Origin of the sequence: Pantoea cypripedii (assembly GCF_011395035.1) — a bacterium.
Lineage (GTDB): Bacteria > Pseudomonadota > Gammaproteobacteria > Enterobacterales > Enterobacteriaceae > Pantoea > Pantoea cypripedii_A.
In genome coordinates, this window is sequence record NZ_CP024768.1 from 2712775 (window position 1) to 2727076 (window position 14302).

Sequence of the window (14302 nt, forward strand, 5' to 3'; positions counted from 1 at the left end):
GCAAATGTAACAAATCTGTTTGAAGATTAGCCAGGCGGTTGCTAGATTGACAATATATTGCACACTTTTACCTCAGGTGCGCATTATCGGCGAAAATATTGAACAGCGACGCGGAGACGTAATGGGCATTATTTTTGACAAACCCTTGATTGGTGTAGTGATGTGCCAGAACAACATTGGCAGCCATCCGGGTCAGACCGTTCATAACAAGTATCTTGATGCCATCGTGCTCGCCGGTGGCCTGCCCCTGCCTTTGCCGCATCAACTGATGCAGGCCCCTCATCTATTAGAAAACAGTATGACGCTGCTGGACGGAATCTTGCTGACTGGCAGCCCAAGCAATATCGAACCCTGGCACTATGGCGAGGAGGGCGTGGAGACCCATGCTGATCCGGCGCGCGATCGTCTCGCCTTTGGTCTTATCACCCACGCGATGGGTAAAAAGATGCCGATACTGGGTATTTGTCGGGGTTTACAGGAACTGGTGGTGGCTAATGGCGGCGCGCTCCATCGCTACCTGCACCTGACGCATCAGTTCGGGGAACATCGCGAAGATGATTCGCTGCCACTGGAACAGCAATACGCCCCGGTGCATGAGGTAAAACCGGAAGCGGATGGCCTGCTCAGCCAGTTGCTCGGTAGCGATGCCGCTTTTAAGGTTAATTCGCTCCATCAACAGGGGATACGTGAGCCGGGTCCCCAATTGCGCATCGAGGCGCGTGCGGCCGATGGCCTGATAGAAGCGGTGAGTTTACGTCAGCACCCGTTTGCCCTGGCCGTTCAATGGCATCCGGAGTGGCATTCGACCGACGATCCGATTTCGCGCCGGTTGTTCGAAGCATTTATTCATGCTGCTGCTCGTTATCACAAGGAAAAACGACCATGAACGACGCCACTCTGGCGCCAGGACGACGTTTATCGCAAATCCGCCAGGAGCTGGGATTGTCTCAGCGCCGCGTTGCCGAATTATCCGGTTTAACTCACAGCGCCATCAGCACCATCGAGCAGGATAAAGTCAGTCCGGCGGTAAGTACCTTACAAAAACTCCTTAAGGTATACGGGCTGTCGTTGTCGGAGTTTTTCTCAGAACCCAAACAAGATAACACCCCACGGGTGATTATCCGCCCTGACGATCGTGTCGAGATCGGCAGCCTGGGCGTGTCGTTGCAATTGATTGATAACGGTGCGCCGCAGCGCGCACTGGCGATGCTGCTGGAGCATTATGCCCCAGGCTCCAGCACCGGTGAAAAATTACGCCATCCCGGCGAAGAGACCGGGACGGTACTGGAAGGAGAGATCACGCTGGTAGTGAATGGCCAGAGTTATCACCTGTACGCCGGTGAAAGCTATGTGATCGATACCGGCTTGCCGCACAGTTTTACCAATATGACCGATCAGCCATGCCGGATTGTTAGCGCTCACTCTCCGGCAAATTTCTGACGTTCCGCGCATGAGGAGGTTGTGATGCAACATGTGGAGAGTTATTACGCCGCAACTGCGAATGCGCACCAGCCCTGGCCAACACTGCAGGAGAGCATTCAGTGTGACGTGTGCATTATTGGCGGCGGGTTTACCGGGTTGTCATCGGCACTGTTTCTCACCGAGGCCGGCTATGATGTGGTGGTGCTGGAAGCGGCGAAAATCGGCTTTGGTGCCAGCGGCCGTAACGGCGGCCAGGTGGTGAATTCCTATAGCCGCGACGTTGATGTTATTGAACAGCGCTATGGCAAAGATACTGCAAAAATGCTGGGCAGCATGATGTTTGAAGGGGCAGAGATTATTCGCGATCGCATTGATCGCTATGCCATTGCCTGTGATTATCGGCCCGGTGGTATTTTTGCCGCGCTCAACAACCGCCAGATGGGCCATCTGCGCAGCCAAAAAGCCAGTTGGGCGCGTTATGGTAACCATGATTTAGAACTGCTTGACGAACGCGGTATCCGCCGGGAGGTGGCAACCGATCGCTATGTCGGCGGCCTGCTGGATAAACGCGGTGGGCACCTGCATCCGCTGAATCTGGCGCTGGGTGAAGCCGAAGCTATCCGTCGGCATGGTGGGCGTATTTATGAGCAATCTGCCGCGCTGAAAGTCGCCTATGGCACGCCAAATCGGGTGAAAACGGCGCAGGGTGATGTCAGCGCTACTTTTGTGATTTTCGCCGGAAACGCCTATCTGCCCTCCCAGCTGGAACCCCGCCTGAGCCGCAAAAGCATGCCCTGTGGCTCGCAAATCGTTACTACCGAACCGCTTACCCGCGATCAGGCGCTTGGGCTACTGCCAAATAATCATTGCGTTGAAGATTGTAACTACCTGCTGGATTATTTCCGTCTCACTGCCGATAACCGCCTGCTCTACGGCGGTGGTGTGGTATATGGCGCGCGTGAACCGGATGATATTGAGACGCTGATCCGACCAAAACTGTTGCGTACCTTCCCACAGCTGCGTGATGTGCGCCTAAGTTACCGCTGGAGCGGCAATTTCCTGCTCACGCTGTCGCGCATGCCGCAATTCGGTCAGCTGGAAAAAAATGTCTATTTTATGCAAGGCGACAGCGGGCATGGCGTGACCTGCACCCATCTGTCCGGCAAGCTGATTGCGGAAGTGCTGCGGGGTCAGGCGGAACGTTTTGATGCCTTCGCCAGGTTGCCTCACCTGCCCTTCCCTGGCGGAAGACGTTTTAAAATCCCCCTGACAGCAATGGGTGCAGCCTGGTATGCGCTGAGGGACAGATTGGGCGTATAAAAAAGGGAGCGAAAGCTCCCTTTATTTATGGTTACTGAAGCGTAATAGGTTTGGCAAAGTTGTTGCATTGCAACAGTTTTCCGTCACCGGCAATCGATACACCGACTTTGTAATTGCCTTTCATACCAGTTACATCTGCCACGACTTTATAACCAGAATTGACTAAGCCGGGCTTCCTGAAATAATTCGCGACATCACCACGCGGTGTGGGCGTCATGGGAGTGTAAAAACGTTGCCCTTGATCATTGGTCAGTGTTAACCATGCCCGTTCCGCGGGTTGATTATGTTCGATAGAAAACGCGGTCCAGCCCGCACTCGTCAGCCGTGTTTTACTCTCGCCATCGAGCATAAAGTGTATCGATTCAACAGCATCGATACTGGCATCACAGGCCGTCGATATCTCAGTCAGCCCTAAGGGGGGTTCGGCTGTGAATGTCTGCAACGATGATTGTTCCGCTTTGATATTATCAAAGGGATAACTCTCCCAGCTCGCCTCGAAACCATCTTTGAAGTAATGTCTGTTAGAGGTTTCCAGCATCACTTCAATGACACGTTCCCCCTGTTGAGGGAAGCTATCAAGTAAGGGGGAAACCCATACACCACTTTGTGCATTAATAATATTCAGGCGATAATGCTTAATTTCGCCGCTGGCCAGTTTGTAATTTACGTAAAGAATACCGCCACGATAGAGCATATTCTGTACTTTTGCCAGTAGCGTAAATTTTAATTCTGGTTTTAATTTTAATGCACCAGACGTCAATTTAGGTACTGGAATCCATTCACCAAAATGCAAACTCACTTTGCCGAGTACCTGAGGGGTTACTGGCACACTCTGTGGTTTTTTCTTTAACAGCATAACAGGTGTTCCTCTTTCTCCCGGGAAAGTTCGGATCACCTGATAATGGCTCAATATCGCCGTCGACGTTAGAGGATCTTCATTGAGGACATATTTGTAGTCAAAATCGTCATAGGCCGGGCAGTGGATATCGAAGCACGCTATTGAGGCCGTCCACAAGACATAGTCAGGGGCATCATCACCAGCAAAAAAGGCCGCATTAAGATTATCCAACACCGGAGTCAATGTCATATAGTTTTGAAATGACGGACGATGATGGTAATTAAGTTTATTTGCCAATAAATACTCATTGCTATTGGGATAGACGTCAATTGTCTGATTTCCAATTTGAACAACAACATCAGCAGGTAGCACGTATTGAGGATACTTTGCGGCGGCACGCTCAGTGTAGTTCTGTGAAAAATCCTCATGCATCATTAAGTCAGCAAGTTTTCGTACACTGGGGAAAATTGACATATGTCCCATCGTTAGCATCAACGCCAGTATAAAAAATGCCATTGCGAACCATCTGCGTTTTGAGCTGACCACAAATATTAATGACATCAGTGAAACAGGGAAAATAAAATAACTAATATAATGGTCTGCGCGTGAGAAACCGATTTTTAAAAAAATCAAAATCAGACCATTGATGGTTAGTAATAATGTTGGTTGATTTTTAGCGAGAAAAATATTAAAGCAAACGAAAACAAAGAAGATGATGATGTAAGTAGCATTTTTTAAACGCACATCATACGTCATATCCACAGAGTTGCCAAAATTAAGCTGTGAATTAATAACGGCATAATCAATCACACTACTAACATGATGAAAGATAAGAAAACCTAACAGAAAATATAAAACAATCGCAGTGATGGTAAAAAGCACTACTGCTGAGAATTGACGTTTTATTACACCCGTCGAAAAAAAATAGCTACCAAAGGTGAGCAATGCGACCATGCCATAGAAAAACCGCACGAAAAATAAAAAAGCGACGAAAACGCCGAGAAAAAACAACACCCGTTTATTTTCTAACCAGCGTTCCTGGCCAATTGAACAGCAATAAATGATGATAAAAAGAGGCAGGGTAAAGTAAATTGCTGCCGAGTCAAAAACCCTTATCACGGCAACATAAACGATTGCTAAAAGAATAACAGCCCGATGCCTGATCGCCAGTCGCAACATGATTGCCCAGCCAGCTGCAGCATACAAACTGATGAAGATAGCTGACAACCAATATGAAAGAAGAGAATATTGGGCGACAATTCTGCCATTTAGCCAGTACAAAGGTCCGTAGCTAAAAAGAAAATCTTGTTGGCCAGTAAAAAAATCTGGCAACACATTTACCCATTGCTCAGCGCCGCCTGCTGAGCCAACACTAAGCGGCTGCTGACATGTGGCAGTAAAAACAATTGCAAATAAAAAAACGAACAACTGAGCGAGATTAAATAATTCCGCTCTCGTGTTGTCAGTTTTTATAAGATTAGCACGAGAGAATCCAAACATACGCCATCCTGGTCGTGGTTATAGCATAATTAATCTTCAGTTATACTTACCAAAGCAGGCAGCAAACAGAATCGACAAAACTGACCAATTACCACGGATTGCACTAATTTTAGTGGGGACTTCACCTTTGGGATAACGACGAACAGTCGCGATCTCAAGGCAACGAAAACCCAGTTTGGGCGCACGATAAGAAAGATAGGCAAGGAGTTCATAGGTTAAAAAAATGTCGCGGAACGGTGCGATACGCGCATCCAACAACATCTTACGGCTATAAGCTCGGAACCCCTGGGTTGTATCCGTCCATTTAAAACCTGAGAATAGACTGAGCATCGGCGCATGAATAAAACGGATCGCGAAATCGCGCGAAGCTGGGGTATTCTCTGCCACACCACCTTTAACAAAACGTGACGCCTGCACAAAATCCACACCGTCTTTCAGTGCCGCAATAAACTGTGGGATGGCATCAGGATCGTCCTTATCGTTACCATCGATAGTGACAATGCCCTCATATCCCTGATCCAGCGCAAACGCATAACCGCAACGCAGCTGTGAACTGAGTTTACCCGGCCCGGTTTTTAATAATAATCCACTAACCTGCAACTGTTTCAGCGCTTCCAGTTCCAGTGAACCGTCGCGACTGCCGCCATCGACAATAATGATGTCTGCATATGAAGCAACATTGATCGCCGCCATCCGGGTCAGAAGATTACGAATGCGTTCACCTTCATTAATTACCGGAATCACAACACAATAATCATGTGTTTTGCCCTGCCACATCTGGCGCTCAAACTCAGGAACTTCCCATTCAGCACGAAGGGTTTGAGGTATTGATTCAGTCATAATGTTTTCAGCTTATTTAACTTTTAGAGTAATTAAGGCAACGCCCGCTATCACCATAATAATCCCGGCGATAGTTGACCAGTAAATGGGTTCACGAAACACCAATACTGAGAGTAGCGCCACACAAGCAATAGCGCCTGAAGTCAGCACCGGATGAGCAACATTTAATGGCAGGAAGGCCAGTGCGGCGGCATAAAGAAGGAAAGCCATACCGTAAAGAAAAATACCCAGCCACAATGGCCAGTTAGACAACACGGCCAGTGGCTCAGCCAGGCTCGGCAATTTGCGCGGTGGCGTCATCGCCATTTTAATCAGCACACTTGCGGAAGCATTTGATGCAATACCCAAAATAAGGATCAACCATTTCATACCGCGGCTCCTGCTGAGTCACGATAGTGTCGGGTCACAAATTCTAAGGCTTCATCAATGGCAGACAAGGGGGATTCGTTCTGTGTCATCAGCATTTCAATGGTAGCAACCCGCTGTGGCAGAGCATGATTAATCGCTGCGGCTACAGTGGCATGCTCAACCGTGCTACGACCAAGTGGAATAAGGTTAGGCTCGCTCAGATGGATATGCCCGATGATGTCAGCATCTCGCTGCATAATTTCACTGATATTCTCCTGATTGATCGCAATAGCACCGGTATCAAGCTGCATTTTAATGCCAGGATGATTAACCTGACGCACCATCGCCGCTGCCTCAGCCGTTCCGGTCATAAAATTAGCACCATAACATTCAGGATTCGGCTCCAGGCAAATCACCACACCTTCACGCTGTGAGATATCGCCCAAGCGAAGGAAAAAATCACCGGCCATTTCACAGGTGGCTTCCTCACTTAACCCCTGGCGATCACGATTTTTTGGTGAACCAAATACCAGCGCAGGAATACCCAGACCGGCAGCGATGCGACTGACAGCCTGCAAATGGTTCAGCATTTTTGTCTGCACCGCTGCGTCAGCAAAAAGATTCAGTCCCTGAGTACCGAAAAGCAGTGACTGCATCCCAACCAACGCAATGCCCTGCTGCTCCCAGTAACGACGTACTACGGCGATATCGTTATCGCTGGTCTGCAATGGATCTGGAAAATATTTGCCTGGCGCGATATCGATAGCATCAACTTGCCAGGTATGTAACAGGCGACAGACCGCTTCGTCATCGGCCGGGTCCCAGGCGATATTCGAGATCGAAATTCTCATCCCATTTTCCCGCCGTTTTCAGATTGTGCATAGGCACGAACAGCCATAAGTGATTCACGGCGATTGTATTGATAATCTGCATCGCTGGTGAACAGGTGACTATAACGGCTTTTCATACTGTAATTGCCCGGCTTGTCCTGCACATGATTCGTAAATTCGAAGCCAAAACCGTATTTTGCCACATCGGCCACACTTACCGGTGCCGCAGTCAAATGCAGCAGCTTGAGTTTGTGCTGCAAAGCAATCTCGATGTCATACCACAGGTTGATCATGGGATAGAACTGGAACACACCGCGACTTTCGATTTGCGCGACGTTATTCTCATGCAAAAAATCATAAATGATATTTTTTTTCAGGCCCGGTCCAACGAGTCCTGGCAGGCGCACAATCAGTGCATCAGGGAAATGCTGGCTGACAAACTGCTCAAGATAGTAACGATGTAAACCGTAAGCGTGTAACCCTGTCGTATCGATCGAGGTCGCTTCATCGACATTTACCGGTTCTTTAAATACATCAACGGTACTAATTAAAATAAACTGACGGCAGTTGACCGTTTTTAATTTTTCGATTAGTGCTTCGATTTTCTGTAAGTCGTCAGCGGGATCTTTATTCGCCAGCCACTTTTGCGCGGGTGCGCCAGCACAAACAACAGTATCGAAAGTCTGACCAACGATCTCATCAATGTTAGTGGATCGAAAGAGCGAGTCGAAATGACGCTGCTTCAACAACGTGGTGCCAACAAAACCAGAAAATCCAATTAGTGCGTCCATGTTAACCTCTGAGTAAATTAATTGTCGCGGCCAGTCTGAACGTGATTGTCTTCCGGTGCCAGCGAAGTATCCATGACATTTACCCGATTGGTATTCACCATGATCTCGCTGGTGCGCTCATAGACCACCGCATACTCAGCCTGGGCGCTACTTTCGTCCAGTAATCGGCCTAAATATTCGCCAAAAAATGCCATCATGACGAATTGCACGATAAATAATGAGGTCATAAACAGAATGGTGGTCGTCCATCCTTCAGCGACATTGCCATTGAGCAGATGAATAAACACGCTGTAACAGGCAAAAACAAAACCCGCCACACTCCCACACATTCCCAGAACGGACATCCAGCGCAACGGGCGTGAAGAGTTAAACACCATCAATCGTAATAAACGTCGCAGAGACTCCACCACGTTAGCACCTTCAGACTCTTTAAACGGGGTATATTTCAACTCGCCCGCTGGATAGCCTGTTTTTTGAATGCGCAGGTAAAACTGATGGTGAAAACGACCAATTCGCGTCACGGCATTGACTGCACGACGGCTTAAGCAGCGTAAACCGGTAGCATTGCGAGGTATATCATAATCGATAGTACGCAGTGCAACATTCATCAAACGACGGATAATACGATAGCGCAGCGTGCGCACATGGCTCGACACCCCGACCACCACATCAGTACCACTACGACATTGATTAACAATTTCGGGCACAATATGAATCGGATCAGACAAGGGGTTCCACAGAACGACAAAATCCCCGATAGCACTTTCCAGACCCGCCGCCAGCGCAACATCGTAAAATACCGCGCTGGACAGCTGAATAATACGCACACAGGGAATATGTTTCAGCACACGGTCTTCTACTTCAGCGTGTGTCGTGTTTAATCCTGGGGCGATGACAACTAATTCATAATCGCTATAGTTCTCATCTAACAACATCCCAAGTTTTGATAATGGCTCATAGATGTTCTCCAGATGATTTTGGATAACAATCACAACGGAGACAAATGATTCACTTTTAATCATTATTAATTCAGCTCAATCAGGCGCTCAATTTCATGCAACGCGTCATAAATATTGTCAATCTTGCCACCCATCACGCAGTGCAACCCTTTTAAACCGTGGTTGGCACGGAAAAGAATCGGGCGGGAATCATCGCTGTCACTGCGGGGTAAAATGGTTTTCACTTCCCAGATGGAGCGCTGATACTGGCATTCGCTTAAACCGGGAACATAACGTTGTGCATCCCGCAGCATATGACCCCATGCCGACTGACGCGGACTCTGATCATATTTGGTGTGGGGGTCTTCATAAGATTTACTGGCGACATCACTCCACTGGTTATGCGGGGTGTAGCGAATACAGGGGAATATAAAATGAGAGTGCGTTGAAGTAAGTTTAAATAAGCAATCGCGAGCAATTACCGCAGAGTTTCAAATATCACTAAGTGTATTTGAGTTGCTTTGCGGTAATTTTTTGCCCCACAGATGCCCCATGCCATGCAAGGCAACGATTCATGACAATTCCTTTACCAAACCTTGCGCTCATGACCTGGCAATGCCAAGATCAGGGTCATTTTTCTTTATGGGTGACAAAATGATCAGGCTGTTCACCAGGTACGCATCGATAGGCGTTGTTAACACATTGATTCATTGGGTTATTTTTGGGTCACTGTACCATCTGGGATTCAAGCAATCGTTATCAAATCTCATTGCGTTTTGTGTTGCTGTCACCTTCTCTTTCTTTGCAAACGCAAAGTGGACATTTAATGCACAGGCCACAACAGCAAAATACATTCTTTATACATTTTTCATGGGTGCAATGGCTCTTGCCGTTGGTTGGGCCGGAGATCATGCGCAACTAAACCCAATATTAACACTCATCATTTTTTCAATAGTAAGCCTCATTTGCGGCTTCGCTTATTCCAAACTGTTTATCTTCAGGGAGAGTAAATGAAGATATCTCTGATAGTTCCGGTGCTAAACGAGCAGGAGGCCCTTCCGGTCTTCTATAGTGCCGTCAGAAATTTCAAAGAACTGCAGCATCATGATGTTGAAATCGTCTTCATCAATGACGGGAGCACTGACAATACCGAGACATTACTCCTCCAGCTGGAAGAGAATGATGCCCTCGTAAAACACGTCTGCTTCACACGTAATTTCGGTAAAGAGCCAGCTCTGTTCGCTGGTCTTGAGGCTTCAACTGGTGATGTGGTTATCCCTATTGATGTAGATCTGCAGGACCCGATTGAAGTTATTCCTCTACTCATTACGAAATGGAAGGAAGGCGCTGATGTGGTTCTGGCTAAACGCGCAGACCGCTCATCTGATAGCCATCTGAAGCGTAAAAGTGCCGAGTGGTTTTACAAGCTGCACAATATGATCAGCAAACCAAAGATTGAAGAAAACGTTGGTGATTTCAGGCTTATGTCTCGTGCGGTAGTTGAGAATATTAAGCTTCTGCCTGAGAAAAACCTGTTCATGAAAGGAGTGCTGTCGTGGGTTGGCGGAAAAACTGAAGTTGTTGAATATACACGCTCAGAACGCGTCGCAGGGACGACAAAGTTTAACGGATGGAAGCTATGGAATCTGGCGCTTGAAGGGATCACTTCTTTCTCAACTTTCCCTCTGCGTGTCTGGACATATATCGGCCTTTTTGTCGCAGGGTTGTCATTCCTTTATGGCACATACCTGATAGTAGATACAATTATTTTCGGTAACCCGGTTCACGGTTATCCGTCAATCCTAACATCCATTCTTTTCCTCGGTGGCGTCCAGCTAATCGGGATTGGTGTACTGGGTGAATATATCGGAAGAATATATATCGAGACTAAGCAAAGACCGAGATATATAGTTAAAAATTCTAATGGAGAGAATAGTGAAGGTTTATAACCACGTCTGTAATCCAAGAGTGATTTTTGTCACGCTGATTGCGGCATGTATAGCTGCGTTGGTTCTTTCATTTGCTTCGTGGAACAAAGCTAGATCGTTCTCATATAATAGTCAAGTTGCAAGAGACCTAGACTTAAAGTACAGCATTGATTCATGCGGCACAAGAAAAGACACTTTTTTTGTTAAGGGATGGATGTTTGACAGCACTTATCCTCATGAAGGATCGTTGATAATCACAGTCAATACTTCTGGTAAAGAATTCATACTTCCATTGTTTACTTTCGCAAGAGGTGATGTATCACAGATTTTTGCCAGAACGGATGATTTTGACAAGGTAGGCTTCAATGCCTCAATCAGTAAAAAACTTATTGAATATAATGAGAGTGCAGAATTCAATTTCTACATTCGAGATAATGGCGGAAAAGTCACTAAGGTTCTGAGCTATGAATGTAAACAATAAAACTTTTTCCTCATGGTTGTTGTATTCGTCTGTTATTTTGGTTTTCATAGCTATCGCTTGCAAGCTGAGACTAATGACTTATGCAGATGACGTAACATTTTCACATGCTCTCGATCATGTTAACCTTTTTGATTACCTGATCAATAGATATAAAACATGGAGTGGAAGAGTTATTATTGAAGCCATTATGGTTTCTACGATCACTATTAACGCATTCTGGAAAATAATGATCCCGGTGTGTTTCATTCTTTCTTCATATCTTTTGTGGTCGATAACCCTTAAGGAAAGAATGCCGTACCAAGTCGGTATGCCACTGGTTATATTTTCACTTCTCATTATTAACGCACCCGTTGCGGGGGATGCTCAGTGGTGGGTAACTGGGTTCTACAATTACTTACTACCATCAACCTGCGCTCTTTTTTTATTAAACGAGTTATTGTCTTTTTCTAGTAAAAAATCAACATTCATTATTTCAGTGTTGTTATCCCTCATCGCAACATCATCTGAGCAAGTTGCTGTATTCTTATTAGTGAGCATTCCTTTTATTTACTGCATTGATATAACAAAGAGATCAAGCAATAGAACATTATATTGCGCTTATATTGTAGTTTTGATGGGATCAGCATTGACTTTATTGAGTCCTGGGTCTTCAAGTAGATTTTCCGTTGAGGCTGCGAGATATATGCCTCAAATATTAGATATGAACATATTCCAGAAGTCCATTCTTGGCGTGGACAGACTTGTTGAAAATGTTGCATATGGAAGAAATATTTGTTTTATTTTTTCTGTTTTTAGCTTTCTTGCCTTCTTAATTAAAAGAGGTAGCAGGGATATGATAAGCAAGGTGAGCATAATATTTTCTGTAGCAGTGCTCATAGCGAGCCTAACCTCTTTGTCTTTTTACATGAAAGACATTGATTATATTACATACTATGGAAAGTTCTATAGCATAGATTTCGGAGGTATGAAGGTATATGGATGCTATCTTTTTTATCTCATAACCCTCGTTTCTATGGCTGTTTCTTCTATTGAAGACATAGATGGAAGCAGAGATTATAGGGCATTTATAACCTTATTAGCCGGATGCTTGGTAACTGTTGCTATAGGCCTCTCCCCAACAGTATATGCTTCTGGTGAAAGAGTATTATATATATTCAATATCTCTCTAATTGCATATGCCTTTTTCAATTTAAAAAGAATTATTTGATAATAAAAAGGCCCGACTGGGCCTTTATGCAATTGCCTTCACCTTATCCATTGGTGACCTCAACGTTGTCATTCTCTTCGTTCGTGATGATACAAATCACTGCCATCTACTGGTGCGATATTTCTTGACTAATCACCAAAAAATCATATTGCCGATACATGTCGCTAGGTGAACTTCAAGGAAGAATCGAGACCAATCCAAGCCTTTTCTTGATCTAACCCATCATTACTGTCAGCACTGCCCTGCTGTGATCATGACGAAAAATTACTAATAGCTTACAGTGGATAACAAATTCTTGATCTTATCCTGACAAAGTGGCAGCATCAGCCAACCTGTTTTTAGGATTAATCCTAAGAGCAATATTTATAAAGAACTTGGATATATCATGATTAAAGAAAATGAAGAAGATTTCATCAATCTTTCTGGACTACAGCAGAAATATATAATCACTTTTCTAATTGCTTTAGTATGCTCTGCATTTGCATATGGATTTGAGCTATCTAACCATACAATATCAATCGATGTTGATGTTATGGACAACTATCTTCATACGATTGATCTTGGCAGGTGGGGTCATGCCATTCTTAAAAGATTTGTATTTCATGAACCGTGGGTTCCATTTTTTTCACTTGTCTTTTCTCTTATCTGCATTTCTGCTGCATCAGTGGCTTCTAGTATCTACCTTAAACTAACTAAAGAAGAATCTATTATTTTCTCTTCTCTTTTTGTAACGTTTCCTCAGATGGCTTACCAGTTACAGTTTAGCAATCAAGCTGAGACCGTGGGATTGGCCCTCTTGCTATCTGTCTATAGCATGATTTTTTTTGATAATGGGAGTCGTTCTGGGAAGGCAATCTTCATTTTATTGAATATTTTTGTTATCTCTATATATCAGTCTTTTGTTTTTCTACCCATAACACTATTATCAATAAATCACCTTAAACTTTCTTTAACTGAAAAATCTGGATGGAAGTCATGGATTTGCAACTCCATTATACTTTCGCTATTAAGCGTTGTGTCAGTTACCATATATCTCATCATATCAAAACAGGTTAAGAGCTATTACCACATAAATGACGTGAGTTACTTTGCTGCGTTGATAGCGTGGGGAAAGATGAGTGCGATTGATGCAATCATTGGTGTTTATAAGTTCATTCTTTACAACTGCTACCTTGTAACCTGGTACGGATTTAATCTTTACTTCCTTACCGCAATATCAATTGTAGTTGTAGTTTTATCTTCACTTAAGTTTGGGATAAAAAAGGCCGCATTTACATTATTTCTTTCAATCATAGTTCTCTTATGCCCTTTTATTTTGAATATATTAATAGGTGCAGGCACGCCAGCAAGAACATTAAGTCAGATGCCAATAGTTTTCGCCGCCACGGTTACAATGGGAGTGATGTGGTTTAGTAACAAAACATTGAGATTGATTTCAACACTTATTATCGCAATTTCATCATGTGCTTATGTGAACATGCTTTTTTATTCAGACAAGGTTGCGGAAGATCAGACAAAATATCTTTCTCAGCAGTTAATGACTGATATTTATCATTCCTATCCTGAAAAAATGCAGTATGAAACACCTGTGTACTTCTCTGGTCGGATCAAAATCCAGAATCCGTGGAGACAAAACGGATCAGATGAGTTTGGCATTTCTTTCTTAGAGAGAGGTGAATCAGACAGAGTTGGAAACTACATTAGAAACACAGGGATGGCTAATATTATCCAGGTAGGAAAATACAGCATTAGCAATGAACAAAAATTAGCCTTAAGGACGATGCCGAGCTGGCCTTCCAGCGGGTCTATAAAAGATGTTGCGGGGACCGTCCTTGTTAAATTGTCAAATTAACATTAAG

15 protein-coding genes are annotated in these 14302 nt (G+C 44.9%); 8 read left to right on the forward strand and 7 right to left on the reverse strand.

Annotated elements, in window-relative coordinates; genetic code table 11:
• The first annotated feature begins 121 nt into the window (after positions 1–121).
• Genes puuD through CUN67_RS12590 form a run of 3 tightly spaced genes read left to right on the forward strand, consistent with a single transcriptional unit; the run spans position 122 to position 2742 of the window.
• Complete coding sequence (gene puuD, locus CUN67_RS12580; protein ID WP_208715680.1) at positions 122–886, forward strand: gamma-glutamyl-gamma-aminobutyrate hydrolase; 765 nt, start codon at positions 122–124, stop codon at positions 884–886.
• Positions 883–1440, forward strand: coding sequence for an HTH-type transcriptional regulator PuuR (gene puuR / locus CUN67_RS12585; RefSeq protein ID WP_208715681.1), 558 nt, complete (start codon positions 883–885; stop codon positions 1438–1440). The genes puuD and puuR overlap by 4 nt, the downstream gene beginning before the upstream one ends.
• 24 nt (positions 1441–1464) lie before the next feature.
• Positions 1465–2742, forward strand: a complete 1278-nt coding sequence (locus CUN67_RS12590) for an NAD(P)/FAD-dependent oxidoreductase (RefSeq protein WP_302882258.1) — start codon at positions 1465–1467, stop codon at positions 2740–2742.
• 31 nt (positions 2743–2773) lie between these two features.
• Here the strand turns inward: CUN67_RS12590 and CUN67_RS12595 are convergent, their stop codons facing one another.
• The 7 genes from CUN67_RS12595 to CUN67_RS12625 are packed head-to-tail and all read right to left on the reverse strand — an operon-like array spanning position 2774 to position 9141.
• Positions 2774–5080, reverse strand: a complete 2307-nt coding sequence (locus CUN67_RS12595) for a hypothetical protein (RefSeq protein ID WP_208715683.1) — start codon at positions 5078–5080, stop codon at positions 2774–2776.
• 36 nt (positions 5081–5116) lie between these two features.
• A complete protein-coding gene (locus tag CUN67_RS12600; RefSeq protein WP_208715684.1) occupies positions 5117–5920 on the reverse strand; it encodes a glycosyltransferase family 2 protein in 804 nt (267 codons plus the stop codon).
• Between the two features lie 12 nt (positions 5921–5932).
• Positions 5933–6289, reverse strand: coding sequence for an EamA family transporter (locus tag CUN67_RS12605; protein ID WP_208715685.1), 357 nt, complete (start codon positions 6287–6289; stop codon positions 5933–5935).
• Entirely contained in the window at positions 6286–7119 is an 834-nt protein-coding gene (locus CUN67_RS12610) for a sugar phosphate isomerase/epimerase family protein (RefSeq protein WP_208715686.1), read from the reverse strand. Before CUN67_RS12610 ends, CUN67_RS12605 begins: the two co-directional genes overlap by 4 nt.
• Positions 7116–7889: an NAD(P)-dependent oxidoreductase gene (locus tag CUN67_RS12615; protein ID WP_208715687.1), complete on the reverse strand. Its 774-nt coding sequence runs from the start codon at positions 7887–7889 to the stop codon at positions 7116–7118. Before CUN67_RS12615 ends, CUN67_RS12610 begins: the two co-directional genes overlap by 4 nt.
• A 17-nt stretch (positions 7890–7906) precedes the next feature.
• Complete coding sequence (locus CUN67_RS12620) at positions 7907–8911, reverse strand: glycosyl transferase family 2 (RefSeq protein WP_254711343.1); 1005 nt, start codon at positions 8909–8911, stop codon at positions 7907–7909.
• A gap of 2 nt (positions 8912–8913) precedes the next feature.
• Positions 8914–9141: a hypothetical protein gene (locus tag CUN67_RS12625; protein ID WP_254711344.1), complete on the reverse strand. Its 228-nt coding sequence runs from the start codon at positions 9139–9141 to the stop codon at positions 8914–8916.
• Between the two features lie 340 nt (positions 9142–9481).
• Here CUN67_RS12625 and CUN67_RS12630 point away from each other — a divergent pair, with 340 nt between their 5' ends.
• The 5 genes from CUN67_RS12630 (at position 9482) to CUN67_RS12650 (ending at position 14295) form a co-directional block, all read left to right on the forward strand.
• Positions 9482–9841 (forward strand): GtrA family protein, encoded by a 360-nt coding sequence (locus CUN67_RS12630; protein ID WP_208717197.1) that lies wholly within the window; start codon positions 9482–9484, stop codon positions 9839–9841.
• Positions 9838–10776, forward strand: a complete 939-nt coding sequence (locus CUN67_RS12635; protein ID WP_208715688.1) for a glycosyltransferase family 2 protein — start codon at positions 9838–9840, stop codon at positions 10774–10776. The genes CUN67_RS12630 and CUN67_RS12635 overlap by 4 nt, the downstream gene beginning before the upstream one ends.
• Complete coding sequence (locus tag CUN67_RS12640; protein WP_208715689.1) at positions 10763–11236, forward strand: hypothetical protein; 474 nt, start codon at positions 10763–10765, stop codon at positions 11234–11236. The genes CUN67_RS12635 and CUN67_RS12640 overlap by 14 nt, the downstream gene beginning before the upstream one ends.
• The gene (locus CUN67_RS12645) at positions 11220–12443 is read left to right on the forward strand and encodes a DUF6056 family protein (RefSeq protein WP_208715690.1); all 1224 of its coding nucleotides are present in this window, start codon (positions 11220–11222) and stop codon (positions 12441–12443) included. Before CUN67_RS12640 ends, CUN67_RS12645 begins: the two co-directional genes overlap by 17 nt.
• 385 nt (positions 12444–12828) lie before the next feature.
• A complete protein-coding gene (locus CUN67_RS12650; protein ID WP_208715691.1) occupies positions 12829–14295 on the forward strand; it encodes a glucosyltransferase domain-containing protein in 1467 nt (488 codons plus the stop codon).
• The last annotated feature ends 7 nt before the right edge of the window (positions 14296–14302 follow it).